Source organism: Actinomycetospora sp. CA-101289 (genome assembly GCF_050955895.1).
GTDB lineage: Bacteria > Actinomycetota > Actinomycetes > Mycobacteriales > Pseudonocardiaceae > Actinomycetospora.
Genome location: NZ_CP192093.1, coordinates 154,718 through 180,070, shown reverse-complemented (window position 1 = coordinate 180,070; position 25,353 = coordinate 154,718). Strand labels below are relative to the sequence as shown.

Annotated in this window: 23 protein-coding genes; 15 read left to right on the top strand and 8 right to left on the bottom strand. The window is 75.5% G+C overall.

All coding sequences use genetic code 11. The annotated features are described in order from the left end of the window. The first annotated feature begins 50 nt into the window (after positions 1-50). Genes ACQPX6_RS00850 through pknB form a run of 4 tightly spaced genes read left to right on the top strand, consistent with a single transcriptional unit; the run spans position 51 to position 6,428 of the window. A complete protein-coding gene (locus ACQPX6_RS00850; RefSeq protein WP_433788413.1) occupies positions 51-1,595 on the top strand; it encodes an FtsW/RodA/SpoVE family cell cycle protein in 1,545 nt (514 codons plus the stop codon). Next, positions 1,592-3,073: a peptidoglycan D,D-transpeptidase FtsI family protein gene (locus ACQPX6_RS00845; RefSeq protein WP_433784797.1), complete on the top strand. Its 1,482-nt coding sequence runs from the start codon at positions 1,592-1,594 to the stop codon at positions 3,071-3,073. Before ACQPX6_RS00850 ends, ACQPX6_RS00845 begins: the two co-directional genes overlap by 4 nt. After that, entirely contained in the window at positions 3,073-4,476 is a 1,404-nt protein-coding gene (locus ACQPX6_RS00840; RefSeq protein WP_433784795.1) for a serine/threonine-protein kinase, read from the top strand. Before ACQPX6_RS00845 ends, ACQPX6_RS00840 begins: the two co-directional genes overlap by 1 nt. Positions 4,477-4,478: 2 nt before the next feature. After that, positions 4,479-6,428 carry a Stk1 family PASTA domain-containing Ser/Thr kinase gene (gene pknB, locus ACQPX6_RS00835; RefSeq protein WP_433784794.1) on the top strand — a complete coding sequence of 650 codons (1,950 nt, stop codon included), beginning with the start codon at positions 4,479-4,481 and terminating at the stop codon, positions 6,426-6,428. A 4-nt stretch (positions 6,429-6,432) separates the two neighbouring features. Here the strand turns inward: pknB and ACQPX6_RS00830 are convergent, their stop codons facing one another. Beyond that, positions 6,433-7,083, bottom strand: a complete 651-nt coding sequence (locus ACQPX6_RS00830; RefSeq protein ID WP_433784793.1) for an aminodeoxychorismate/anthranilate synthase component II — start codon at positions 7,081-7,083, stop codon at positions 6,433-6,435. Between the two features lie 74 nt (positions 7,084-7,157). On the opposite strand from ACQPX6_RS00830, the gene crgA reads away from it, so the two are divergent. Both crgA and ACQPX6_RS00820 read left to right on the top strand, forming a co-directional pair. Beyond that, positions 7,158-7,412 (top strand): cell division protein CrgA, encoded by a 255-nt coding sequence (gene crgA / locus ACQPX6_RS00825; protein WP_433784792.1) that lies wholly within the window; start codon positions 7,158-7,160, stop codon positions 7,410-7,412. Positions 7,413-7,466: 54 nt separating this feature from the next. Further along, the gene (locus tag ACQPX6_RS00820; protein WP_433784791.1) at positions 7,467-8,027 is read left to right on the top strand and encodes a PH domain-containing protein; all 561 of its coding nucleotides are present in this window, start codon (positions 7,467-7,469) and stop codon (positions 8,025-8,027) included. Here the strand turns inward: ACQPX6_RS00820 and ACQPX6_RS00815 are convergent. Together ACQPX6_RS00815 and ACQPX6_RS00810 are read right to left on the bottom strand one after the other, a co-directional pair. After that, positions 7,941-8,813: a rhomboid family intramembrane serine protease gene (locus tag ACQPX6_RS00815; RefSeq protein ID WP_433784789.1), complete on the bottom strand. Its 873-nt coding sequence runs from the start codon at positions 8,811-8,813 to the stop codon at positions 7,941-7,943. The genes ACQPX6_RS00820 and ACQPX6_RS00815 overlap by 87 nt on opposite strands. A gap of 28 nt (positions 8,814-8,841) precedes the next feature. Then, entirely contained in the window at positions 8,842-9,366 is a 525-nt protein-coding gene (locus ACQPX6_RS00810) for a peptidylprolyl isomerase (protein WP_433784788.1), read from the bottom strand. 134 nt (positions 9,367-9,500) lie between these two features. On the opposite strand from ACQPX6_RS00810, the gene ACQPX6_RS00805 reads away from it, so the two are divergent. Next, entirely contained in the window at positions 9,501-10,313 is an 813-nt protein-coding gene (locus ACQPX6_RS00805; protein WP_433784787.1) for a hypothetical protein, read from the top strand. Positions 10,314-10,401: 88 nt separating this feature from the next. Here the strand turns inward: ACQPX6_RS00805 and ACQPX6_RS00800 are convergent, their stop codons facing one another. Then, positions 10,402-11,790 (bottom strand): alpha/beta hydrolase, encoded by a 1,389-nt coding sequence (locus ACQPX6_RS00800; protein ID WP_433784786.1) that lies wholly within the window; start codon positions 11,788-11,790, stop codon positions 10,402-10,404. Next, entirely contained in the window at positions 11,790-12,089 is a 300-nt protein-coding gene (locus ACQPX6_RS00795) for a hypothetical protein (RefSeq protein WP_433784785.1), read from the bottom strand. Before ACQPX6_RS00795 ends, ACQPX6_RS00800 begins: the two co-directional genes overlap by 1 nt. A gap of 101 nt (positions 12,090-12,190) precedes the next feature. Between ACQPX6_RS00795 and mug the strand changes: the two genes are divergently transcribed. The 7 genes from mug (at position 12,191) to ACQPX6_RS00760 (ending at position 20,966) form a co-directional block, all read left to right on the top strand. Continuing rightward, positions 12,191-12,751, top strand: coding sequence for a G/U mismatch-specific DNA glycosylase (mug, locus tag ACQPX6_RS00790; protein ID WP_433784784.1), 561 nt, complete (start codon positions 12,191-12,193; stop codon positions 12,749-12,751). A 29-nt stretch (positions 12,752-12,780) separates the two neighbouring features. After that, positions 12,781-13,764, top strand: a complete 984-nt coding sequence (locus ACQPX6_RS00785; RefSeq protein ID WP_433784783.1) for an NADPH:quinone reductase — start codon at positions 12,781-12,783, stop codon at positions 13,762-13,764. A 55-nt stretch (positions 13,765-13,819) separates the two neighbouring features. Further along, positions 13,820-15,544 carry an FAD-dependent oxidoreductase gene (locus ACQPX6_RS00780; protein WP_433784782.1) on the top strand — a complete coding sequence of 575 codons (1,725 nt, stop codon included), beginning with the start codon at positions 13,820-13,822 and terminating at the stop codon, positions 15,542-15,544. Positions 15,545-15,733: 189 nt separating this feature from the next. Further along, positions 15,734-16,459 (top strand): dipeptidase PepE, encoded by a 726-nt coding sequence (gene pepE / locus ACQPX6_RS00775; protein WP_433784781.1) that lies wholly within the window; start codon positions 15,734-15,736, stop codon positions 16,457-16,459. Beyond that, entirely contained in the window at positions 16,432-17,619 is a 1,188-nt protein-coding gene (locus tag ACQPX6_RS00770) for an amidohydrolase family protein (protein ID WP_433784780.1), read from the top strand. The genes pepE and ACQPX6_RS00770 overlap by 28 nt, the downstream gene beginning before the upstream one ends. A gap of 69 nt (positions 17,620-17,688) precedes the next feature. Next, positions 17,689-20,652, top strand: coding sequence for an FAD-binding and (Fe-S)-binding domain-containing protein (locus ACQPX6_RS00765; protein WP_433784779.1), 2,964 nt, complete (start codon positions 17,689-17,691; stop codon positions 20,650-20,652). Then, entirely contained in the window at positions 20,649-20,966 is a 318-nt protein-coding gene (locus tag ACQPX6_RS00760; protein ID WP_433784778.1) for a DUF5313 family protein, read from the top strand. Before ACQPX6_RS00765 ends, ACQPX6_RS00760 begins: the two co-directional genes overlap by 4 nt. Here ACQPX6_RS00760 and ACQPX6_RS00755 read toward each other — a convergent pair. Beyond that, a complete protein-coding gene (locus ACQPX6_RS00755; protein WP_433784777.1) occupies positions 20,963-21,757 on the bottom strand; it encodes a class I SAM-dependent methyltransferase in 795 nt (264 codons plus the stop codon). The two genes, ACQPX6_RS00760 and ACQPX6_RS00755, sit on opposite strands and share 4 nt — an antisense overlap. Then, on the bottom strand, positions 21,754-22,392 hold the full coding sequence (locus ACQPX6_RS00750; RefSeq protein ID WP_433784776.1) for a TetR family transcriptional regulator: 639 nt from the start codon (positions 22,390-22,392) through the stop codon (positions 21,754-21,756). The genes ACQPX6_RS00755 and ACQPX6_RS00750 overlap by 4 nt, the downstream gene beginning before the upstream one ends. An 80-nt stretch (positions 22,393-22,472) precedes the next feature. On the opposite strand from ACQPX6_RS00750, the gene ACQPX6_RS00745 reads away from it, so the two are divergent. Then, positions 22,473-23,921, top strand: a complete 1,449-nt coding sequence (locus ACQPX6_RS00745; protein WP_433784775.1) for an FAD-dependent monooxygenase — start codon at positions 22,473-22,475, stop codon at positions 23,919-23,921. On the opposite strand, the gene ACQPX6_RS00740 is transcribed toward ACQPX6_RS00745, so the two are convergent. Then, positions 23,867-25,351: an alpha/beta fold hydrolase gene (locus ACQPX6_RS00740; protein WP_433784773.1), complete on the bottom strand. Its 1,485-nt coding sequence runs from the start codon at positions 25,349-25,351 to the stop codon at positions 23,867-23,869. The two genes, ACQPX6_RS00745 and ACQPX6_RS00740, sit on opposite strands and share 55 nt — an antisense overlap. Between the last annotated feature and the right edge of the window lie 2 nt (positions 25,352-25,353).

Here is a 25,353-nt window from a genome sequence, read left to right as displayed (position 1 = left end):
TGGCGGGCCCGACCGCTCCCGGCGCCTCCGGCGCGCCCGGGGCCCCCGGCATCGAGCGCCCCGCCGACCGCACCGCGCTGCGGCCGGCGGTCGCGGCCGCCGTGTCCACCCGGCGCGGCGTCGAGCTCGCCCTGCTCGCGTTCGCGGCCGTGATCACCACGGGCGCGCTGGCGCTCGTCGAGGCGAACCAGGAGCAGGAGCTCACCTGGACCCTGCTCTACCTCGGCGCGGCCTACCTGGCCCTGCTCGCCGCCGCGCACCTCGCGGTGCGCAAGTTCGCCCCGTACGCCGACCCGCTCGTGCTCCCCGTGGCCGCCCTGCTCAACGGGCTGGGCCTGGTGATGATCCACCGGGTCGACCTCGCGCGCATCGCCCGCGCGGCGAGCCTCGGCAACGAGGAGCCCGCGCAGGAGGCGCTGCGCCAGGTCGGCTGGACCGCGGTCGGCCTCGTGTTCTTCGTCGGCGTGCTCGCGCTCGTGCCGGACCACCGCACGATCTCGCGGTACGGCTACACCGCCGGCTTCGTCGGCCTGGTCCTGCTCGCCCTGCCCGCGGTGCTGCCCGCCTCGCTCTCGGAGGTCAACGGCGCCCGCATCTGGATCCGCCTCGGCCCGGCCAGCATCCAGCCCGGCGAGTTCGCGAAGATCCTCTTCGTCGTCTTCTTCGCGTCGTTCCTCGTCGTCAAGCGCGACCTGTTCACCACCGCGGGCAAGCGCTTCCTCGGCATGACCTTCCCCCGGCCCCGCGACCTCGGCCCGCTGCTCGTGGCCTGGGGCGTCGCGATGGCCGTCCTGGTCTTCGAGTCCGACCTCGGCACCTCGCTGATGTTCTTCGGGATCGTGCTGGTGATGCTCTACATCGCCACCGAGCGCATCTCGTGGGTGATCATCGGTCTGACCATCTTCGGGGCCGGCGCCTTCGCCGCGTGGACGTTCGTGTCCCGCGTCCAGATCCGCGTGTCCGTGTGGCTCGACCCGTTCGCCGACTACAACGGGCGCGGGTACCAGGTCAGCCAGGGCCTCTTCGGCCTCGCCACCGGCGGGATGGGCGGCACCGGGCTCGGGGCGGGCCGCCCGGAGCTCGTGCCGTTCGCGAGCACCGACTTCATCTTCACCTCGCTCGGCGAGGAGCTCGGGCTCGTCGGGATCGCGGCGATGCTGCTGCTCTACTGCGTGCTGGCCACCCGGGCGATGCGCAGCGCGCTGGCGGTGCGCGACACGTTCGGCAAGCTGCTGGCCGCCGGGCTGGGCTTCGCCACCGCGTGGCAGGTCTTCGTCGTCGTCGGCGGCGTCATCAACCTCATCCCGAACACCGGCATCACGGCCCCGTTCGTGTCCTACGGCGGGTCGTCGCTGGTGGCCAACTATGCTCTCGTCGCCCTGGTGCTGAGGGTCTCCAACGCGGCCCGCCAGCCGGCTACGGAGAAGCGCCCGGGCGCGACGCCCGGGCCGTCACAGGCACCGCTCGCACCCCTGGCCGAGGCCAGCACGGAGATGGTCTCGCGCGACCAGGTGCGCACGCCCCCGCAGGGCGTGCGGCAGACCGCGGCCGCCCCGGCCGACGGGGCCCCGCGAGGAAGGACCCGAGGAGAGTGAACACCCCGCTGCGACGGGTCTCCCTCGCGGTCATGGTGCTCGTCCTGCTGCTGTTGGGGCAGGCCACCTGGATCCAGGTCGTCAAGGCCGACGAGTACCGCGCCGACCCGCGCAACGCCCGCGTCCTGCTCGACGAGTACTCGCGCCAGCGCGGCCAGATCTCGGCCGGCGGCGAGGTGCTCGCCCAGAGCGTCGAGAGCCCCGACCCGGGCGACCGGCTGCGCTACCAGCGCCAGTACACCGACGGGCCGCTCTACGCGCCGGTCACCGGCTACTACTCCCAGATCTACGGCGCCGGCGGCATGGAGCGCGCCATGGACCCGGTGCTCAACGGCAGCGACGACCGGCTGTTCGTGCGCCGCATCTCCGACGCCATCACCGGGCGCGACCCCGCCGGGGGCAACGTCGTGCTGAGCATCGACCCGCGCATCCAGCGCGCGGCGTACGAGGCGATGACCCGTCGCGGCTACCAGGGCTCGGTCGTGGCGATCCGCCCGCAGACCGGCGAGATCCTCGCGATGGTCTCGACGCCGTCGTACGACCCGAACCCCCTGGCCAGCCACTCGGGCACCACCCAGCAGGACGCCTGGAACGCGCTGACCGAGGACGACCCGCCCACGCTGTCCAACCGCGCGACCAGCGAGACCTACCCGCCCGGCTCCACGTTCAAGATCGTGAACACGGCGGCCGCGCTGGAGGCCGGACTCATCACGCCGCAGACCCCGGTGACGGCGGCCCCGCGGATCACGCTGCCCGACAGCACCACGCAGCTGGAGAACTACGACGGCAAGCCGTGCGGCCCGGGCGCGACGGTGCCGTTCGCGACGGCGTTCGCGAAGTCCTGCAACGGGCCGTTCGCGCAGATGGCGGTGCAGGTCGGGGCCGACCGCCTGCGCGGCATGGCGACGTCGCTGGGCTTCAACAACCCGGCCCTGACGGTGCCCATGCCGGTGACGGCCTCCGTCGTCGGCGACCTCGACGACGGCGCGTCGGTCGCCCAGTCGGGCATCGGCCAGCGCGACGTGCGCCTGACGCCCCTGCAGAACGCGCAGATCACCGCCACCGTCGCCAACGGCGGCGTGCCGCTGACGCCGAACGCGGTGGCCCAGATCCAGGGCCAGGACCTCTCGACCGTCGACACCACCGAGCCCGACCGCCTGGCCCGCGCGTTCTCGCAGTCCACCGCCGACACGCTGACCCAGCTGATGATCGGTTCGGAGAACAACGGCTCGGGCGAGGGCAAGATCCCTGGCGTCCAGATCGCGTCGAAGACCGGCACCGCGGAGTGGGGCGCGTCGCCCAAGACCAACCCGCCACACACCTGGTACGACGCGTTCGGCCCAGTGCCCAACCCGCAGATCGCCGTGTCGGTCATCGTCGAGCGCGGCGGCAACCGTGGCGAGGAGGCCACCGGCGGCTCGGTGGCCGCACCGATCGGCCGTGCCGTCATCGCCGCCGCCCTGGGAGGGAATTCCTAGTGGCACCCACGACGGGGTCCCTCATCGGCGACCGCTACCGGCTGGGCCGGCGGATCGCGGTCGGCGGCATGGGTGAGGTGTGGGAGGCCGAGGACTCGCGGCTGGGCCGGACGGTCGCCGTCAAGATCCTCAAAGCCGAGCTGACCGGCGACCCGGAGTTCCTCCAGCGCTTCCGCACCGAGGCGCGCACCGCGGCGAGCCTCAACAACTCCGGCATCACCGCGGTGCACGACTACGGCGAGACCACGACCGAGTGGTCCACGGCCAGCGGCACGGTGCAGGTGCCCACCGCCTACCTCGTCATGGAGCTGGTCCGCGGGGAGCCGCTGGCCCAGATCCTCGCGGTGCACGGGCGCCTCGGCGTCGACTACACGCTCGACATCCTCGAGCAGTGCGGGCACGGGCTCGAGGCCGCGCACGAGCGCGGGCTGGTCCACCGCGACGTCAAGCCCGGCAACATCCTCGTGATGCCCACGGGCCAGGTGAAGATCACCGACTTCGGCATCGCGAAGGCGGTGGACGCGGCGCCGGTGACCCGCTCGGGCATGGTCATGGGCACCGCGCACTACATCGCCCCGGAGCAGGCCGGCGGCGGCGACGCGGGGCCCGCGTCGGACGTCTACTCGCTCGGCGTCGTGGGCTACGAGTGCCTCGCCGGGCGCCGGCCGTACCTGTCCGAGAACGCGGTGACGGTCGCGATGATGCACATCCGCGACCCGCTGCCCCCGCTGCCGAACGACGTGCCGCCGGTCGTCCGGCAGCTCATCGAGGCGACGCTGTCGAAGGACCCGCGCCAGCGCTACGCCACCGGCGGCGAGTTCGCGGCCGCCGTCGCCGCGGTCCGCCGCGGCGAGCCCCTGCCGCTGCCGGGCTCCGCGCCGACCGAGCGCGTGAACCCCGCGACGCGCGTGGCGCCCGCGATGACGCGCGAGCCGTCCCCGCCGCGGGGCGCCGAGCGGCCCGACCGCTGGGCCTCCCGGCCCGAGGAGCCCCGCCGCCGCGGGCCCTGGGGCACGGTCGCGGCCCTGGCGCTCGTCGCGCTGCTGCTGGTCGGCGGCGTCTTCTACGTCATCAACCAGGCCCAGACCTCCGACCCGCCGCCGCCGACGCCCACCACGACGACGACCACGACGACGACGCCGAGCCCCACGACGACGCGCAGCAGCCGGACGACCACCACGACGACCGCCGGCAACACGGTGAGCGTCAACCTGACGAGCTACCTCGGCCGCAACGCCGACACGGTCTCGGCCAGCCTGCGCCAGCTCGGGCTCGAGCCCGAGGTGAGCACGGTGCTCGGCTCCCCTCCCGACGACGAGGCGACCTGCCGCGTGTTCGCCCTCTCGCCGTCCGGTGAGGTCCCCCGCGGGGAGACGATCAACGTCACCTGTCAGGAGTTCTGAGGATGACCACGCCGCGGCTCCTCTCCGAGCGCTACGAGCTCGGTCCGGCACTCGGCTACGGCGGCATGTCCGAGGTCCACGGGGGTCGTGACGTCCGGCTCGGTCGCGACGTCGCCATCAAGGTCCTGCGCGCCGACCTGGCGCGCGACCCGCAGTTCCAGGTGCGGTTCCGCCGCGAGGCGCAGAACGCCGCGGCGCTGAACCACCCCGCGATCGTCGCCGTGTACGACACCGGCGAGGCGCCCTCGAGCGACGTGCCGCTGCCCTACATCGTCATGGAGTTCGTGGCGGGGCGGACGTTGCGCGACATCGTCAAGTCCGAGGGCCCGATGGACCCGTACCGGGTCTGCGAGGTGCTCGCGGACGTCTGCGCCGCGCTCGACTTCTCGCACCGCCACGGGATCATCCACCGCGACGTGAAGCCGGCCAACGTCATGATCACGCCGGCCGGCGCGGTCAAGGTGATGGACTTCGGTATCGCCCGCGCGCTCTCCGACGCCCAGCCGGCGGTCACGCAGACCGCGGCGGTCATCGGCACCGCGCAGTACCTCTCGCCCGAGCAGGCCCGGGGCGAGTCGGTGGACGCCCGCTCGGACGTCTACGCCACCGGCTGCGTGCTGTTCGAGCTGCTCACCGGCCGGCCCCCGTTCACCGGCGACTCGCCGGTCGCGATCGCCTACCAGCACGTGCGCGAGGACCCGCCGACGCCCTCGTCGGTCCACCCGGGCGTGCCGCCCGAGCTCGACGCCATCACGATGAAGGCGCTGGCCAAGAACCCGTCGAACCGCTACCAGAGCGCCGACGAGATGCGCGAGGACCTCTACCGCGTCCTCACCGGCGAGCGCCCCGGCGCCCCGATGGTGATGACGCCCGAGGAGCGCACCGAGTACATGACGGGCCGCCAGCCCGCCGTCGCTCCCGGCGGGGACGCCGACGAGGTCGACGAGTTCACCGCGTGGCAGGCCGAGCAGTCCGAGGCCCGGCGCCGGCAGGGGCGGCGGCGCGCGATCGGCTTCGTCGCCGTGCTCGTGCTGCTCGCGGCCCTGGCCGGCGCGTACTTCCTGTTCTCGCCGTCGGCCAACACCATCGCGGTGCCCTCGGTGGTCGGCCAGCCGCAGGCCGCGGCGCTGCAGGCCCTGTCGACCGCGGGGCTGCGCCCCACCGTCGTCCCGGTGGCCTCCCCGCCCGAGCAGGTCGGGCAGGTCGTCACGACCAACCCCTCGAGCGGCATCGAGATCCCCCCGGGCAGCGTGGTCGAGCTGCGCGTCGGGCGCGGGCCGGACAACGTGCAGGTGCCGAACCTCGTCGGGCAGACCGCCACCGAGGCCCAGGCCAGCGTGCAGCGCCTCGGCCTCTCGCTCGCCCCGGTGCCCCAGCAGCGCGAGGTCGACGACTCCGCGCAGGTGGGCCGCGTGCTGGCCCAGGACCCGGCCGCCGGGCAGTTCCTCGCGCCGGGCACCCCCGTCCTGCTCACCGTGGGCCGCCAGCGCGAGACGCTGCGCGTCCCCGACGTCGTCGGCCAGGACCGCGCGACCGCGATCCGCACCCTCGAGGGCGTGGGGCTGCGCGTGACCACGACCGAGGTCGACGACGCCCGCGCGGCGGGCACGGTGGTCGACACCTCGCCGGGCTCGGGCTCCACGGTGCCGCGGAACTCGCAGATCACCCTCGAGGTGTCGCGGGGCAACCAGCTCTCGGTGCCCTCGATCGTCGGCCGGACGCCCTCCGAGGCCGCCTCGGCGCTCTCCAGCGCCGGGTTCACCGGCCAGCTCTCCCAGACCTCGCAGCAGGTCTCCGACCCGTCGCAGGTCGGCAAGATCATCAGTCAGAACCCGACCGCAGGCAGCGAGGCCGGCGCGGGCGACACGATCCAGGTCGTCGTCGGGACCGGGGCCGGAGGCGGCTCCGGGAGCGGCGACGGCGGCAGCGGCGGCGGCCTGTTCGGCAACTAGCGGGTCATGCAGGAGGTGCCGCAGCGAGGGCCAGCGCCCGCAGGCCCTCGGTGAGGTCGTCGACCACGCCGGCGTCGACCGGGTGACCGCTCGCGCCCATCCAGGTCGCCAGCAGGCGGTGGCCGTCCTCGGTGAGCACCGACTCCGGGTGGAACTGCACGCCCTCGAGGGGGAGCTCGCGGTGGCGCATGGCCATGAGCACGCCGTCGTCGGTCCAGCCCGTGGGCTCCAGCGCGGCGGGCAGCGAGTCCGGGCGCACGGTCAACGAGTGGTACCGGGTGGCCGTGAACGGGGTGCGCAGGCCCGCGAGCACCCCGGCGCCCTCGTGGTGCACCAGCGAGGTCTTGCCGTGGCGCAGCTCGGGCGCGCGCTCGACCACCGCACCGTGCGCCGCGCCGAGCGCCTGGTGACCGAGGCAGACCCCGAGCATGGGGCGCCCGACGGCCGCGCAGCGACGGATGATCTCGGTGCTGGCGCCGGCGTCGTCGGGCGTCCCCGGGCCGGGGCTGACGAGCACCCCGTCGACCTCGTCGACGAGGTCGACCACGCCGTCGGTGTCGTTGCGGTGCACGACCGGCTCGGCGCCCAGCTGCGCGAGGTACTGGACGAGGTTGTAGACGAAGCTGTCGTAGTTGTCGACGACCAGGACGCGCATCCCTCCAGCGTACGGACGGACCGGACGGCGGAGTGCACTAGACTGCGGGCCGAATCCCGCCGATCGGAGCCGTCGTGCCGAAGTCCAAGGTCCGCCGCAAGCCGGCCTACACCCCGCCGCCGAAGGCCGGGCCCGCGCCCGCCGGGCCGTCGCACCCGGCGTACGTCGCCGTCATGCTCGGCATCGGCCTCGTCGGCCTGGCGTGGCTGGTGGTCAACTACCTCGCCTCCGAGTCGATCCCGTTCATGCAGGACCTCGGGCCGTGGAACTTCCTCATCGGCTTCGGGCTCATCGTGGTGTCGCTGCTGATGACCATGAAGTGGCGCTGAACCACACGCGTGTGATTCATCCACCGCTGTGGACGGACCCTGTGGACAGCGCGCGTGGACGGCTCTGACGAGCCCGGCGCGTCGTCGGCCTGGGCCGCGCCGTGGCCCGCGGTCGTCGCGGGTGCGGTGGCCGCGATCGGGCTCGCGGCCTGGGCGGTGAGCGCCGACGACGCCCCGGGACGGGTGCTCACGGGCGTCGCGGCGGTCGTCCTCGCCGTGGCCGCGGTGATCGGGGCCGTCGCACGTCCGCGCCTGCGCGCCGACGAGACCGGCCTGGCGCTGCGCGGCGCCACCGGCACGCGGCGCTGGCCGTGGGAGCGCGTCGACGCCGTGCGCACGATGCGGATGCGCCGCATGGGCCTGCCGACGTCGTACCTCGAGGTCGAGGCCCGCGACGAGCCGGGACGCGACGAGCCCGAGCCCGACAGCCGGCTGCTCGTGCTCGGCCGCCTCGAGCTCGGCGCCGACCCGGTGGAGGTCGCCGACGCGCTGCAGGTCCACCGCGCGCGGGCCGGGCGGGCGCGTGGGCTAGAGCGTCAGGGAACGGAGGGCGACGAGCACGACGAGGACGACGGCGATCCCGCCGACGGCGAGGAGCCCGGTCGCCGGCCGTGACCGCCCGGGCCCGTGGACGAGCGCCGCGGCGACCGCCAGCCCGGTGACCAGCCCGCCGAGGTGCCCGAGCACCGACAGGCCGGGGATGGTGAACGTCAGCACGACGTTGATCGCGATCGTCGCCAGCGCCGGGCCCGGCGACATCCGCAGGCGGCGCAGCACGATCACCAGGCCGCCCATGAGCCCGAAGACGGCGCCGGATGCGCCGAGCACCGGCCGGTCAGGTGCGCCGAGGAGCACGACGGCCGTCGAGGCCCCGAGCAGTGAGACCCCGTAGAGCAGCCCGTAGCGCAGGCGGCCGAGCACGAGCTCGAGGTCCCGGCCGAGCACCCACAGCGCGATCATGTTGAAGGCGATGTGCAGCGGCCCGGCGTGCAGGAAGCCCGCCGTGACGAGCCGGTACCACTCGCCGGCCGCCACGTCGGCGGGCACGAGCCAGGTGGCTCTGACCCAGGGCGAGGCGACGTTGTTCCACGCGCTGCCCGCCGAGAGCGCGGTGAGCACGAAGACCGCGACGTTGACCGCGATGAGCGTGATGGTGACGACCGGGGTGGCCGTCGTCGCGCGCGCCGGCGCGCCGCCCACGGTGCGGGCGGTGCGGGTCGTGCGGGCGGCCTCGGCCACGCAGTCGACGCAGTGCGCGCCGACGGGTGCCGGACGCAGGCAGTCGGGGCACGCCGGCCGCCCGCACCGCGTGCAGGCCAGGTTGGTGGGGCGGTCCGGGTGGCGTGCGCAGGACGGCGCCGCGTCCGGCCCCGCGGCGGGCCCCGGTCCGGACGCGGTCACGTCCCGCTCACCTCACCTGTCGGTCGTGTCAGTTGATGGTCACCGAGTCGATGACGATGTCCTGGACCGGGCGGTCGCCGGGGCCGGTGGCCGTGGCGGCGATGGCGTCGACGACGTCGCGCGAGCTCTGGTCGGCCACCTCGCCGAAGATCGTGTGCTTGCGGTTGAGCCAGGTGGTCGGCGCGACGGTGATGAAGAACTGCGAGCCGTTGGTGCCGGGCCCGGCGTTGGCCATGGCCAGCAGGTAGGGGCGGTCGAAGCGCAGGTCGGGGTGGAACTCGTCGGCGAACTTGTAGCCGGGTCCGCCACGGCCGGTGCCCGTGGGGTCGCCCGTCTGGAGCATGAAGCCGGCGATGACGCGGTGGAAGATCGTGCCGTCGTAGAAGGGTCCGTTGCTGCCGCCCTTGGCGTTCGGCTCGCTGTACGACTTGTCGCCGGTGGCCAGACCCACGAAGTTCTCGACGGTCTTCGGGGCCTCGTTCGGGAACAGGCGCACCGAGATGTCGCCGTTGGTGGTGTGCAGCGTGGCGGTCGGGGTGTCGGCGGAGGTCACCCGGCCATGGTGCCACCAGGCTGGGGGGACCTTCGAATGGAGTAGCGGGTGTGACGTCCCGGCGGGTCGGGCACTTGCACCAGAGGGGCCGGGAGCATGATGGCCGACCCACGACGAGTGAGGTGAACGAACTGGTGAGCAGCAAGACTCTGATCGGTGCCAGGGAGGACCTGGACGATCTGCGCAAGGAGGGCCAGAAGGCCCGCAAGAAGGCCGAGAAGCGCGCACAGAAGGCGGCCGAGCAGGCCCGCAAGGACAAGGAGAAGGCGCGCAAGCAGGGCGCCAAGAAGCGTGCCGAGGTGCGCAAGGACGTGCGGGCGGCGGCCGACGAGGCCCGCCAGCGCGTCCTCGACGCCCGCGCCGAGGCCCGCCAGCGCGCCGAGGAGGCGCAGGCCGAGGCCCGCCAGCGCGCCCAGGAGGCGCGCGAGGAGACCCGCAAGCGCGCCAACAAGGCCGCCAAGGAGGCCCGCAAGCAGGCCAAGGCGTACGCCAAGGACGCCCGCAAGCGCCTCGAGAAGTCGTCGGTGCCGACCTCGGCCGACGAGCTGCGCGATCTCGGCGGCACCGTGCGCGACACCGTGCGCAGCCAGTTCGACGACCAGCTGACCTCGGTGCGCAAGGACCTCGCGGCCCGCATCGAGCCGCCGGAGACCAAGCGTCGCCGCTGGGGCCTGTGGCTGGTCGTGCTCGCGGTGCTCGGCGCCGGCATCGCCGTCGTCGCCACGCGTCGCGAGCCGGAGCTGCCGCCCCCGCCGCCGCCCGCCCCGCGTCCGCGCCCGGCGACGTCGGCCGCGTCCACGACGCCCGGCACGGCCGGCACGCCCGGCACGCCCTCGCCGGCCGGCGCCAACGAGGTGCCGAGCCACACGGCCACCGACGCCGTCTCGGGCACCAGCCCGAACGGGTCGGTCACCTCGGACAAGCCCGCCTCGGGCGGCAAGGACTGACACCGGTCCCCCGCGCTCGTCGACACGTCGGCCCGTCCCCCGGTCACCACCGACCGGGGGGCGGGCCGTCGTGCGCGCGGCACGGTGATCACCCGCCCACCAGGCGCCGCAGGCGGTCGCCGACACCCACGCCGCGGTCGAGCACCGCGTCGCCCGGGCGTCCCCCGACGACGGCCGCCACGTTGGCGGCGCTCGTGGAGCCGGGCTCGAGGTAGCCGGCGTGGCCCTGCGAGCCCGTGAGCACCCGCCCGTCGGGCAGCACGACCTCGCGCGCCGAGAGCCCCGTGACACCGGGCATCCGGTTGGGATCCGGGCCGAACCAGCCGGTGTCGGCCACCGGGTCGCCCGGCGCCTCGACCACCCACGCGTGGCCCGGCGGCCGGCCGGGCGCCTCCCCCACGCCGGGGCTGCCGAGGTAGACGGCGTCGTCCACACCCTCGGCCCCGCCCGGCGCGAGCGCCGCCGCCGTCACCACCGAGCCGTACGAGTGCCCGATCGCCGTGACGTGCGCGTCCTCCCCGCGGGCGGCGTCGAGCCCGTCGAGGAACGACGCGAGCCGCTGCCCGCCGTGCTCGGCCGCCGCGCGCCCGAGCACGGACCGGTCGGGGTCGAGCACCTCGCCGACCTGCGGCGCGTCGTAGCCGTACCAGGCCACCGTCGCCGTGCCCGGGCCCGCCGCCGCGGCCAGCGACTCCAGCTCGCCCAGGCGCGCCGGCAGCTCGTCGACGCCCGTGGTGAAGCCGGGCGTGTACACGCCGACGTGCGCGGCGGTGTCCACATCGCCCTGGGCCACGGCCGCGCGCACGCCCTCGCCGTCGGTGCGCCGCGGGTCGACCTCGAGGTCGAGCAGCGCGCGGCCCGGGCGGTCGATCGCTCCCGCCACCGCCGTGAGCCGCGCGAGCCGGGTGCGGACCTCGTGGAGCTGCCACCCGACGGCCGCGAGCGCGACCGCGCCGCGGGCGTGCGCGAGCCGGTCGAGGACCACCCGCTCCTCCTGGCGCGCCTGCTCCTGGGCGCCGGCCAGCACGAGGCGGTTCGCGCGGTCGCGCACCGCGGCGGGCAACCCGTCGAGGCCGCCGACCAGGGCCGGACGCTCCCGCTCGAGCACGGCGCGGGCGTCGGGATCGAGCCCCGCCCACCAGCGCGCGACGCCCTCGGGGTCGGGGCCCCGACCGCCGCCCAGCGGCACGGTGCCCGGCGGGGCCGGCGGGGGGTGGCCCGCGGCGTCGAGCACGGCGGCGAGCGCAGCGTCCGTCGCCGCCGTCCCGGGAGTCGCGGCGGCCGCGACCAGGGCGGCGAGCACCGCGTCGAGGTCCGCGAGCAGCGCGCGGTGGCGGGCGCCCAGCGCCGCCGCCGCACCGGCCGCGGCCCGCGCCGCCGGACCGTCCCAACCGGGCGCGGGCCCCGTCGGCACGACCCGGGCGAGCGCGGTGCGCGCCGCGGCCAGGCGGGCGGCCGCCACCGCGGGCGGGCCCATCAGCGGGCTCCCGGGAACGCGCCCGCCGCCTCGGTGTCGCCCGCCGCGTAGGCCTCCGCCGCTGCGGTGAGCGCCTCGCCGTAGGCGACGACGTCCGCGCTCCACAGCGCGACCGCGATCTCCCACCGGTCGGCCAGCGCCGCCGCGGCCGGCCCCGCGCGCCCGCCGGGCACCACCTCGGTGCCGCGCACCGCGTCGGCGGGGGCGGTCACCGGCACGGCGAGCGCCGCGGCGACGCACGCCACCCCGGCCGCCGCCAGCTCCTCGGGCCGCACGAGCGGCCCGTCCTGTTCGTCCACACCCGGTCCGACGCACGCGGCACTGCCGAGGATCCGGGGGTCCGCGCGGCCTGGGGACGCACACGGCCGATGGGGACGGGCGTCCGGCGGATACTCGCCGGGTGGGGTTCACCGCCGAGCAGCTCGAGGCCGCCCGCGACCGGCTGCTCCCCGACGTCCTGCCCGGTCCCGACGACCCGCCGCTGCGCGTGCTGTTCTGCGGCATCAACCCGGGGCTGCTCTCGGCGGCGACCGGGCACCACTTCGCGCGCCCCGGCAACCGGTTCTGGCCCGCGCTGCACGCCGCCGGCTTCACGCCACGCCGGTTCGCGCCGGCCGAGCAGCACCTGCTGCCCGGGCTCGGGCTGGGCATCACCAACGTCGCACCGCGCGCCACCGCGCGCGCCGACGAGCTCGACGACGCCGAGCTGGTGGCCGGCGGCGAGCGGCTGCGCGCGCTCGTCGCGGAGGTCCGCCCGGCGTGGCTGGCGGTGGTCGGGATCGGGGCCTACCGGGTGGCGTTCGCCGAGCGGAAGGCCGCCGTGGGCCGCCAGGAGCGGACCCTCGGGGCGACCGGCCTGTGGGTGCTGCCGAACCCCAGCGGGCTCAACGCCCACCACACCCCGGCGAGCCTCGCGGCGGCGTTCGCGGCGCTGCGGGAGGCCGTGGACCGGCCCGGATAGCCCGCGCCGATCGGGGGCACCTGGCGGGCATGAAGGCAGCGATCTACCGCCGGACCGGCCCGGCCGCCGAGGTGCTCTCGGTGGAGGACGTCGACACGCCCGACCCCGGGGCCGGCGAGGTCCGGGTCCGCATCACGGCGTCCGGGATCAACCCCACGGACTGGAAGACCCGCGCCGGGCTCACCGGCCAGGACCCCGACAGCTTCCAGATCCCGCACCAGGACGGAGTCGGCGTCGTCGACGCCGTCGGCGAGGGGGTCGACGACGGGCTCGTCGGGCAGCGCGTCTGGCTCTTCCTGTCCGCCTTCGGCAACCGTTACGGCACCGCCGCCGAGTACAGCGTGCTGCCCGTCGCGCACGTCCGCCCGCTGCCCGGCGACGCCCCCGACGAGCTGGGCGCGTGCCTCGGCGTGCCCGCCGTGACCGCGGCGCACTGCCTGCTCGTGGGCGGGGTCGGCGACCCGGCGGCGCTGCGGGGCCGCGACGTGCTGGTCGCGGGCGGGGCCGGGGCGGTCGGGCACTACGCGATCGAGCTGGCCAAGCACGCCGGCGCGCGCGTCGTCACCACCGTGAGCTCGGACGAGAAGGGCGAGCTGGCCCGTGCTGCCGGCGCCGACCTCGTCGTCAACTACCGCGAGCCCGGGGCCGTGGAGCGCGTGCGGGGCTTCACCGAGCGGGTCGACCGCGTCGTCGAGGTCGCGCTGGGTGCCAACCTCGAGCTGGACCTCGCCGTCGCGGGCGCCGGGACGGTGATCGCGGTGTACGCGAACGAGCCGAACGACCCGGTGGTGCCGACGCGGCGGTTCATGGTCGCGAACGCCACGATCAGCTACGTGCTGCTCTACGGCGTGCCGTCCGCGCAGCTCGAGGCCGCGGTGGCGTGGACCGCGGACGCCGCCGGCAGCGGGGCGCTCTCGCCGCTGCCGATCACCCGCTACGGGCTCGACGACGTCGTCGCCGCGCACGAGGCGGTGGAGAACGGGGCCGTGGGCAAGGTCGTGCTCGTGCCCTGAATCGCACTGTGTCTGTGACCTGCCGTCACAGCTACCGACGGGTTAATCTCTCGGGGTGTCGCAGCAGGGGGAGCACTACGACGTGCTCGTCGTCGGGTCCGGGTTCGGGGGCAGCGTCACCGCGCTGCGCCTCGCCGAGAAGGGCTACCGCGTCGGCGTCCTCGAGGCGGGCCGGCGCTTCACCCCGGAGACGCTGCCCTCGACGTCGTGGGACGTGCGGAACTTCCTCTGGGCGCCGTGGCTCGGCTGCTACGGCATCCAGCGCATCCACGTGCTGCGCGACGTCGTGGTGCTCGCGGGCGCGGGCGTCGGCGGGGGCTCGCTGAACTACGCCAACACGCTCTACCGGCCCAAGAGCGACGCGTTCTACCGCGACGCGCAGTGGGCGTCGATGACCGACTGGCGCGACGAGCTCGACGCGTTCTACGACCAGGCGACCCGGATGCTCGGCGTCGTGACGCAGCCGTCGGTGACGCCGTCGGACGTCGTGATGCGGCAGGTCGCGCAGGAGCGCGGGCGGGGCGACACGGTCAGCCCGACGCAGGTCGGCGTGTACTTCGGCGAGGGGCCGGGCGTCACGGCGCCGGACCCGTTCTTCGGCGGGGCGGGCCCGGCGCGCACCGGCTGCCTGGAGTGCGGCGAGTGCATGACCGGCTGCCGCTACGGCGCGAAGAACACGCTGGAGACCAACTACCTGGCGCTCGCGGAGGCGGCGGGCGCGGTCGTGCACCCGGAGACGACCGTGCGGACCGTGCGCCCGACCGCGACGGGCTACGCCGTCGACACCCGCGGCACGCGGCGGCGTCGGCAGCGGATCACGTACACCGCGGACCAGGTCGTCTTCTCGGCCGGCACGTGGGGCACACAGACGCTGCTGCACCGGCTGCGCGACACCGGCGTGCTGCCGCAGATCTCGCGACGGCTCGGGGAGCTCACGCGGACGAACTCGGAGGCGCTCGTCGGGGCCTCGGCGCACCGGGCGGCGGAGCGCGGCGGCCCGCGCGACTTCACCCGCGGCGTCGCGATCACCTCGTCCTGGCACCCCGACGAGGACACGCACGTCGAGCCCTGCCGCTACGGCTACGGCAGCAACGCGATGGGCCTGCTGACGACGCTGATGACCGACGGCGACGGGCGGGTGCCGCGCGCGCTCAAGCTGCTCGGCGGCATCGTCCGGCACCCGCGGACCTTCGTGCGCTCGCTGGACAAGCGGCGCTGGTCGGAGCGCACGGTGATCGCGCTGGTCATGCAGTCGCTGGACAACTCGATCACCGTGCGGCGGCGCTTCGGGCGGCTGGTGTCGCGGCAGGGCCACGGCACCCCGAACCCGACGTGGATCCCGGCCGCCAACGACACGGTGCGCCGGATCGCCGAGATCATCGACGGCGACCCCGGCGGCACCTGGGGCGAGGCGGTGAACATGCCGATGACCGCGCACTTCATCGGCGGCTGCCCCATCGGCCCGGACCCCGAGCACGGCGTGGTCGACGGTTACCAGCGACTCTTCGGGCACCCCGGGCTGCACGTGGTGGACGGCGCGGCGCTGTCGGCGAACCTCGGGGTGAACCCGTCGCTGACGATCACCGCGCAGGCCGAGCGGGCCATGGCGTTCTGGCCGAACAAGGGCGAGGCCGACCCGCGCCCGGAGCTCGGCGCGCCCTACCGCCGCGTGGAGCCCGTGCCTCCGCGCGCGCCCGTGGTCCCCGCCGACGCCCCCGGCGCCCTGCGCCTCGTGCCGCTGGGCACCCCGGCCGTCCCTGCGCGCACTCCTGTCTCCTGATGCCCCAGTGCCAGCGTGGCGGCCACGCTGGCGTTCAACGCGTGCAGAGCCCCCACGATCTTCGTCGCGGGCCACCCGCCGCGTTTCGGGTCGAGCTGGTGGGAAAACTGGCGTTGAACGCCAGCGTGGCCGCCAGGCTGGCACACCCCGTGCGCCAGGCACCTCTGGAGGACGGCGAGGATCACGCCCGTGGCCGCCGACTCGCTGCTGTTCTCGAACTCGCGCCCGCCCGGCGCCCAGGTGCCGTTCGCGCACGCGGTCGCCCCGCTGCGCGAGCACCTCGGGTCGCGGACCGTCTGGTTCGTGCCCTGGGCCGGCGGTGAGCTCGACGACTACACCGGCTGGGTGGGCGACGCCCTGCGCGAGGTGCTCGGCGACGTCGACCTGCGCGGCCTGCACCGCGAGCCCGACCCCGCCGCCACCCTCCGCGCCGCCGACCCCGAGCGCGAGACCGTCTTCGTCGGCGGCGGCAACACCTTCCGCCTGCGCCGGCGGCTCGGCGACAACGGCGTCCTCGCCGCCCTGCGCGAGCGCACCGATCTCCGCTACGCCGGGGCCAGCGCCGGCTCCAACCTCGCCTGCCCGACGATCCGGACCACCAACGACATGCCGATCGTCGAGCCCGGCGGGCTCGACGCCCTCGCGCGGATCCCCGTGCAGATCAACCCGCACTACCTCGACCCCGACCCGCACTCCACGCACCGCGGCGAGACCCGCGAGGAGCGGATCGCCGAGTTCCACGAGGAGAACGCCGTCGCCGTCGTCGGGCTCCGCGAGGGCGCGTGGCTCCTGCGGTCGGGCGAGCGCCTGACCCTCGACGGCTACACCGCCCGCCTCTTCCGCCGCGGTCAGGAGCCGGCGGAGCTCGCGGCGGGTACGGACGTCTCGTGGCTGCTCGCGACACCTGGCTCCTGACCGACGTCCGCACGCGCACCGCGGACGGCCCGGTCGACGTCGCCGTCGTCGACGGGCGCATCACCGCGGTCGGTGCCGACCTCGAGCACCCCGGCCCGGTCGTGAACGGCGCCGGCCGCCTCGTCCTCCCCGGCCTCGTCGAGCCCCACCTGCACCTGGACAAGGCGATGCTCGGCGCCGAGGTCGTCGGCTCGCTCGACGACGCCGTCGCCCGCACCGCCGAGCGCAAGGCGTCCTTCACCCCCGACGACGTCCGCACCCGCGCCACCGACGTCCTCGAGCGCGCCCACGCCGCCGGCACCACCCGCGTCCGCACCCCTGTCGACGTCGACCCCACCGTCGGCCTGACCAGCCTCGAGGTGCTGCTCGAGCTCCGCGACGCGTGGGCCGGCCGGATCGCGATCCAGGTCGTCGCGTTCCCCCAGGAAAGGATCGCCGCGCGCCCCGGCACCCGCGACCTGCTCGTCGAGGCCCTGCGCCGCGGCGCCGACGTGCTCGGGGCGTGCAGCTACGCCGAGGACGACGTCGACGCCTGCCGCGACCATGTCCGCGACGTCCTCGACCTCGCCGCGCAGCACGGGGTGCCGGTGGACGTGCACGCCGACTTCGCCGCGGGCGCCGACGACCCCCGCCACGACCTCGCCGCCGAGATCGCGGCGATGACCCACGCCGCGGGCCTCGACGGCCACGTCGTGCTGGGCCACGTCACCACGCTCGCCGCCCTGGACGCCGACCGTCGGCGGCGCACCGCCGACGCCCTCGCCGTCGCCGGGGTCGGCGTCGTCGTGCTGCCGCCCACCGACCTCTACCTCGTCGGCGCCTCGGCCCCGGTGCGCGAGCTGCGCGACGCCGGTGTCCGCGTCGCGTGCTCGTCGAACAACGTCCGCAACGCCTTCACCCCGTTCGGCACCGTCGACGCCTTCGACACCGCGCTGATACTCGGGCACATGCAGGGCGTCGACCCCGACACGCTGCTCGACCTCACCACCGGCGACGCGGCGGCCCTGCTCGGCGACCCGGCGCACGACGTCGTGCCCGGCGCCCGCGCTGACCTGGTGCTCCTCGACGCCCCGGACGCCGCGACGGGCATGCTCGACCGCGCGCCGCGCACGCACGTCGCCGACCTCGAGCCGGCACGAACGGGGACTTCGCGCGCCTAGAAGCAGCGAACAGCCCGTTCGCTGCGACAAGGCACGGCCACCAGCGCAGACTGGAGCACGATGACCACGATGCGCCGTCCGTCCGCCGCGTCCCACCTCGCCGAGGAGCTCCGGTCGTCGGTGCGCGGTCGGGTGCGCTTCGACACCGCGAGCCGGGCCATGTGGTCGGCGGACGGGTCGAACTACCGCCACGTCCCCATCGGCGTGGTGCAGCCCGTCGACCTCGACGACGTCGAGGCCACGGTGGACGTCGCGCGCCGCCACGGCGTGCCCCTGCTGCCGCGCGGGGCGAGCACGAGCATCGGCGGGCAGTCGGTCAACGAGGCCGTCGTGATCGACTTCTCGCGCCACCTCGACCGCGTGCTCGAGATCGACCCCGACGCCCGCACCGCCCGCGTCCAGCCCGGCGTCGTGCTCGACGACCTCCGCGAGGCGGCGCGCCCGTACGGGCTGACGTTCGGCCCGGACCCGTCGACGCACAACCGCTGCACGCTGGGCGGGATGATCGCCAACAACGCCTGCGGGTCGCACTCCGTGGCGTGGGGCAAGACCGTCGACAACGTGCGCGAGCTCGACGTCCTGCTGGCCGACGGCACGCGGATGACGGTGGGCCGCACGCCCGACCTGCAGGCCGCCCAGCAGCGGCCCGGACGCGAGGGCGCGGTGTACCGGGAGCTGGCGGCGCTGCGCGACCGCACCCAGCGCATCGTGCGCGACGAGCTGGTGGTCGAGGGCCTCACCCGGCGGGTCAGCGGCTACAACCTCGACCAGCTGCTCGACGACGAGGGCGTCGACCTCGCCGGTGCCCTCGTCGGCACCGAGGGCACGTGCGCGACGTTCATGGAGGCGACGGTCGAGCTCGTCGAGGCCCCGGCCGCGCGGGCGCTGTGCGTGCTCGGCTTCCCCGACGCCTACGTCGCCGCGGACCACGTCCTGCCGATCCGCGAGCACGCCCCGCTGACGATCGAGGGCGTCGACGTCGGCGTCATCGGCGCCCTGCGCGCGAGCCGTCCCGACGACCGCACCCACGAGCAGCTGCCCGAGGGCAAGGGCTGGCTCTACGTGGAGACCGGCGGCGAGGACCGCGCCGAGGCGACGGCGAAGGCCGAGGCCATCGGCCGCGAGATGGCGCGCTACGGGGCGAGCGTCAAGGTCGTCTCGGAGCCGCGCGCGATGCGCGCGCTGTGGAAGATCCGCGAGGACGGTTCGGGCATCGTCACCCGCTCCCCCGACGGGGGCGAGGCGTGGCCGGGCTGGGAGGACGCCGCGGTCCCGCCGGCGACGCTGGGCTCCTACCTGCGCGAGTTCGACGCGCTGCTCGCCCGCCACGGGCGCCAGGGGGCCTACTACGGGCACTTCGGCGAAGGCTGCCTGCACGTGCGCATCGACTTCGACCTGCTCACGCGCCCCGGCCTCGCGAACTTCCGCTCGTTCCTGCTCGACGCCGCCGACCTCGTCGCCGAGCACGGCGGGTCGGTCTCCGGCGAGCACGGCGACGGGCAGGCGCGCGCCGAGCTGCTCTCGCGCACCTACAGCCCCGCGCTGATCGACGCGTTCGGCGCGTTCAAGGCGGTGTGGGACCCCGAGGGCCGCATGAACCCCGGCCGCGTGGTGGACCCGAAGAAGATGGACGACGACCTCAAGGTCTTCGTCGGCGTGCCCACGATCGGGCCGCGCACCGAGCTGCACTACACCGACGACCGCGGCAGCTTCACCCGCGCCACCCGCCGCTGCATCGGCGTCGCCAAGTGCATCACCGACTCGGGCGGCTACATGTGCCCGAGCTACCGCGTCACCGGCGAGGAGATGCACTCCACCCGCGGGCGCGCGCGGCTGCTCTTCGAGATGGCGTCCGGGCAGCTCGTGCCCGACGGCTGGCGCTCCACCGAGGTCCGCGACGCGCTCGACCTCTGCCTGAGCTGCAAGGCCTGCCAGCGCGACTGCCCGGTGGGCGTGGACATGGCCACCTACAAGGCCGAGTTCCTCTCCCAGCACTACGCCGGGCGCGCCCGCGAGCGCCCGCGCAGCCACTGGTCGATGGGGTACCTGCCGCGCTGGCTGCGCCTCGCGACCGCCGTGCCCGGGCTGCCGCGCCTGGCCAACGCCCTGGCGCGGCGGCCGGCGCTGGCGGGGGTGGCCAAGCGCCTCGGCGGCATCGCCCCGCAGCGCGACATCCCGCCGCTGGCGCCGCGCCCGCTGCGGCGCCTGGTCGGGGACCGCTCGGCACGGCACGAGAGCCGCAAGCCCCGGCTCCTGCTCTGGCCCGACACGTTCACCTCGGCGTTCGACCCCGACCTCGCGCTCGACGCGATCGCGGTGCTCGAGCACCTCGGCTACCGCGTCGAGCTGCCCACCGGGCAGGTGTGCTGCGGGCTGACCTGGCACACCACCGGCCAGCTCGACACCGCCCGCGCCGTGGTGCGCCGCAGCATCGCGGCGGTCAAGCCGTGGCTCGACGACGGCGTGCCCGTGGTCGGCCTCGAGCCGTCGTGCACCGCGACCCTGCGCCAGGACCTCACCGAGCTCCTCGGCCCGGACGACGAGGACGCCGTCCGGATGCAGGCGTCGACGCGCACGCTGGCCGAGGTGCTCGCGTCGCACCTCGACGAGCTGCGCGCGGGCGTCGTGACGACGGGCCAGCGGGCGATCGCGCAGGTGCACTGCCACCAGTACGCGGCGATGGGCTACGACGCCGATCGCGCCGTGCTCGACGCGCTCGGCGTCGAGACCGCGGTGCTCGACGAGGGCTGCTGCGGGCTCGCCGGCAACTTCGGGTTCGAGCAGGGGCACTACGAGGTGTCGACGGCCTGCGCCGAGCGCGGCCTGCTGCCCGCGGTGCGGGGCGCCGACGCGGACACCGCCGTGCTCGCCGACGGCTTCTCGTGCCGCACCCAGATCCGCCAGCTCGACGACACGGGCCACGAGCCGGTGCACCTGGCCCACCTCGCCGCGGTCGCCTTGGGCCTGCGGCCTCGTGAGCGATCGTCCGTGTCGGGGCACGGACAAGCACTCACAGGGCCGACGGCCGGATGACCCGCCCCGGCGTCCTGCGCTGGGTCGGGTACGCGTTCGGCGCGCGGCTGCCCGTGCGCTACGCGCCGTGGGTGCTGCACGACCTCACGGCGCGCACGTGGTTCCTGCGCCACCTCTCGCGCTCGGCGGTGCAGGCCACGCCGGCGGCGCTGCTGGCGCTCCTGCCCGGACCCGGGTGGCTCCGCCTCGCGCTGCCGCTGTTCGTGCTGTTCGCGACGCTGTTCATGGCGGCGCTGTTCTCGCCGATGGTGCGCGAGAAGCGCCTCTACCAGCACGGATTCCTGCCCGAGGTCGTGCTGCGCGAGCCCGACTAGGCGCCGGCCGGTGGCCGCTGCGCCCACACGGCGGTCATCATCCAGCACTGGGTCCAGGACGCCGGGTCGTCCAGCACCGCCGTGGCGGCGTCCAGCGTGGCCGCGTCGAGGTGGCCGCTGGCGAGGACCCGGTCGCGCACCTCGGCGAAGAACAGCTTGAAGTAGAGCGCGCCGCGATCCCGCCCGCGGATGTCCTGCACGTCGGTCTTCGCCTGCGGCCGCCCGAGCCCGAGGGCGTCGACCATCCCCGGCAGCCGCCGCCCGATGTACCAGTCGACCCCGCTGTCGCGGCCCCACGCCAGCAGGCCCCGCCAGGTCGCGGCCCACGCCTCGGGCTCGGTGGTGGGCGCGAGGTGGAAGTCCGGCTCCTGCACCACGAGCCACCCGCCCGGCTTCACCGCCGCAGCGAGCTGCGCGAGCACCTGCGGGGCGTGCTCGCTGATCTGGTGCAACACGGCACGGCCGGTGACGAGGTCGTAGGCTCCGGCGGGCAGCCCGCTGGTGCGGACGTCCGCCTCGTGCACGGTGAGGTTCGGCGCGGGCACCAGGTCGAGCAGCGCGGTGTTGACGTCGACCGACGTCACGCTCCCGAACGGGCCGACCACCCCGCACAGCCACTCGGCGACGCTGCCGTTGCCGCCGCCGAGCTCCAGGCAGTGCCAGCCGAGGCCGACGCCGACGCCCTCGAGGTAGCCCCGCGTCCACGGATCGAGGATCTTCGACATGAGGTCCAGGCGCTGGTACTCCATCGTCGCCGCGTCGTCGAGGATGTAGGGACGCAGAGGTGTCACGGGGCTGCCCTCCCGGCGGGCTCGGTGGCGATGGTGGCGATGGGGGCGTCGGCCAGCGGGACCCCGTCGGCGAGGCGCCCGAGGACCGCGTCGAGGGTGTCGATGTAGCCGCGCGACGGGTCGGCATGCACCAGCGCCTGCGCGGCCAGCCGCGCGCCGGTGACCACGCCGGCGAACAGGACGACGTCCGGGTCGGTGGCCGGGCGCCCCACAGCCGCGGACACCATCCGCGCGCTCGCCTCGACCCCCCACGTGTTCCGCTCGCGCAGCACGGCCGCCACCTCCGGCACGGAGCGCGCGAGGTCCATGCGCACCTCCTCGAGCACGCGCTTCTCCTCGTCGAGCGAGGCGAAGGCGGTGCGCACGCAGAGGCGCAGGGCCTCGAGCAGCGGCGTGCCGGCCGGGAGCGCCCGGAAGGCCTGCTCGTAGAGCGGGTCGACGTCGTCGAGGAGGAGCACGTCCTCCTTGGTCGGGAAGTAGCGGAAGAACGTGCTGCGCGAGACCTCGGCCGCCGCGGCGATGTCGTCCACCGTGGTCGCGGCCCACCCGCGGTCGCGGAACAGCCGCAGGGCGTGGCGCTGCAGGTCGGCCCGGGTGCGGGCCTTCTTGCGCTGGCGCAGGCCCGGGTCGGTCACGCGAGCAGTCTGGCACGTGACTCTAATGGTACCGAGTACTACTTGATACTCCGTTCCACTTCGGCCTAGCGTTCTCGGACATGGACACCGAGGTGATCGTGGCGGGCGCGGGCCCGACCGGGCTGACGACGGCCCTGGAGCTCGCACGGCGGGGCGTCGCCGTGCGCCTGCTCGACGCGGCGCCCGCGCCGTTCGCGGGCTCGCGGGGCAAGGGGCTCCAGCCCCGCTCGCTGGAGCTGCTCGACGCCGTCGGGGGCGTCACCGACCGGCTCGTGGCGCTGGGTCGCTCCGATCTGCCCGTCCGTCGCCACGGTCCCGGCGGCGAGGTCCAGGACGAGCCCGGCCGCGCCGTCCCCGCGACGCCGGACACCCCGTGGCCCTCGACCCTGCTCCTGCCCCAGTGGCGCGTCGAGCAGGTGCTGCGCGAGCGCCTCGCGGACTTCGGGGTCGTGCCGGAGCAGGGCGTGCGCGTGGAGGACCTGGCGATCGGCGCCGACGGGGTCGAGGTGGCGACGACGGCCGGGACGCTGCGCGCCCGCCACCTCGTGGGCGCCGACGGCGGCGGCAGCACGGTGCGCCGGCGGCTCGGGGTGCCGTTCCTCGGCGAGACGCGCCAGGAGGTACGGATGGTGGTGGCCGACGTCGAGCTCGAGGGCCTCGACCGCGACCACTGGCACCAGTGGGGGTCGCCCGACCCCGCGCCGTACTCGTGGGTCGCGCTGTGCCCGCTGCCCGCGTCACCCACCTGGCAGCTCCAGGCCGGCCCGCTCGACGACCGCGAGCCCGACGAGGCGGTGCTCGCGGAGATCGTGGCGGCGCGGGGCCCGCGGGTGCGGCTGCGCACGGTGGCGTGGCGCTCGGTGTGGCGCCTCAACGTGCGCATGGTGGCCGACTACCGGGTGGGCCCGGTGTTCCTCGCCGGCGACGCCGCCCACGTGCACTCCCCGGCCGGCGCGCAGGGCATGAACACCGGCATCGGCGACGCGGTGAACCTCGGCTGGAAGCTCGCCGCCGTGCTCCGCGGGGCCGACCCGGCGCTGCTCGACACCTACACCGCCGAGCGCCTGCCGGTCGCCGCCGGCGTGCTCGGGCTCTCCGCCGAGCTCACCGGGCAGGCGATGGGGGCGCGCACCGCCACGCAGCGGCGCGAGACCTCCCAGCTCGCGCTCTCCTACCGCGGCGGCCCGCTCGGGGAGCCGGACGGCGGCGCGCCGGGACCCCGGCCCGGCGACCGCGCGCCCGACGCCCCCACCGGTACCAGCACCGTGTTCCTGCGCCGCCGCGAGGCCGACTGGACGCTGCTGACCACCGACACCGCCGTCGAGGTCCCGGGGGCGACGGTGGTCGTCGTCCCCGCCGAGGGGCCCGCGGCTGCGACCTACGCGCTCGCGCCCGGCGAGGTGGTCGCGATCCGGCCCGACGGCTACGTCGGCCCGCGGGGCTCGGCGGACGCGGTGCGTGCGGGGATGGCGGTTCAGAGCCCGGCCGGGCACTCCTCGGGCGGCGTGACGGTGGGGTCGAGCAGGTAGACGGTGTACGCGTCCTGCGCGCAGCGGCTCGGGGCGTCGAGGGTCGTGTGCCCGATGGCGTCGACGACGAGGACGTGCGCCGCCGACAGCTGCGACGCGGTCGCGCGGGCGTCGATCAGCGGCGTCGTCGGGTCCCACCGCGAGTTGACCAGCAGCGCCGTCGCGGCGAGGGGCGCGTTCCACGGCCCGAGGTAGCGGTCGGGGTCGATCGCCGGCCAGTCCACGCACATCGCGTGGTTGAGCGCCGTCGACGCCCCGACGATCGGGTGCGCCGCCTGCTCGTCCACCACCGCCGCGTCCATGTCGGCGGCCGAAGGCGTGACGGCGTCGGTGCACTGGATCGCCAGGTAGGACGGCGAGTGCTCCGGGGCCCACGGCGCCGCGGCCAGGGGGATCCGCCCGCCCGAGGGCGGCGCGCCCGGCGCGAGCGCGGCCAGCGAGCGCACCATCCCGGGCAGCCGGCCCTCGGTCTGCAGCGCGCGGTCGATGCGCGCGACGAGCTCGGCGTTCGTCGTGGCGCCGAGGGTGCCGGCGGCGGACGCGGCGAGGACGTCGGTGGCGCGGGCCCGGGGATCGGGGCCGAGCGGGCACGAGGGCGCGGCCGCGCACCGGTCGAGCGCGACGCCGAACGCCTCCTCCCAGGCCTCGCTCACCCCGGCCCGCACGTCGACCGGGAGGCGCTCGGTGCCGGGCGCGCCGGCGGCGTTGGCGACGAGGTCGAGGCTGCCGTCGAGCACCATCGCCCGCGTGTGGTCCGGGAAGAGGTTGGCGTACGTCCCGGCCGAGTAGGTGCCGTAGGAGTAGCCGTAGAGGCTGAGCGTGGGCTCGCCCAGCGACTGGCGCACGAGGTCCAGGTCGCGGGCGGCGTTGGCCGTCGAGAGGTGGCGCAGCCGCTCGCCCGTGCCCGCCAGGCACGCCCGGCCCGGCTCGGCCGCCGAGGCCCAGAACGCGGGGGTGCGGGCGGGGCCGACGGGCGCGGGCACGCGGTCGCCGCCGAACGGGCCGCAGTCGACGGGGGCGGACGCGCCGGTTCCACGTGGATCGACGGCGAGCAGGTCGAAGCGCGCGCGCAGGCCAGCGAAGCGCTGCGCGAGCCGGCGCAGGCTCGAGGTGGCCGGGGTGCCGGGGCCGCCGTAGTTCACCGCGAGGGTGCCGATGCGGGCGGCCGGGTCGGTGGCGGGTAGGCGGACGGCGGCGAGGCTGATCGTCTCCCCGGCCGGTTGCCGGTAGTCCAGGGGCACCGTGACGTCGGCGCAGGTGAACGCCCCGCCGCAGGCGCGCCAGTCGAGCGCGGGCACCGGGGCGCCGTTGGTCCCCAGGGGCGGCGGGCCCGACTCCTCCCGGGTCGACGGGCGTGCGCACCCGGCCAGGCCGACGAGGACGACGACCGCGAGCACGACGGCCCGCGCCGGCACCCCCCGTGGTCTCACGG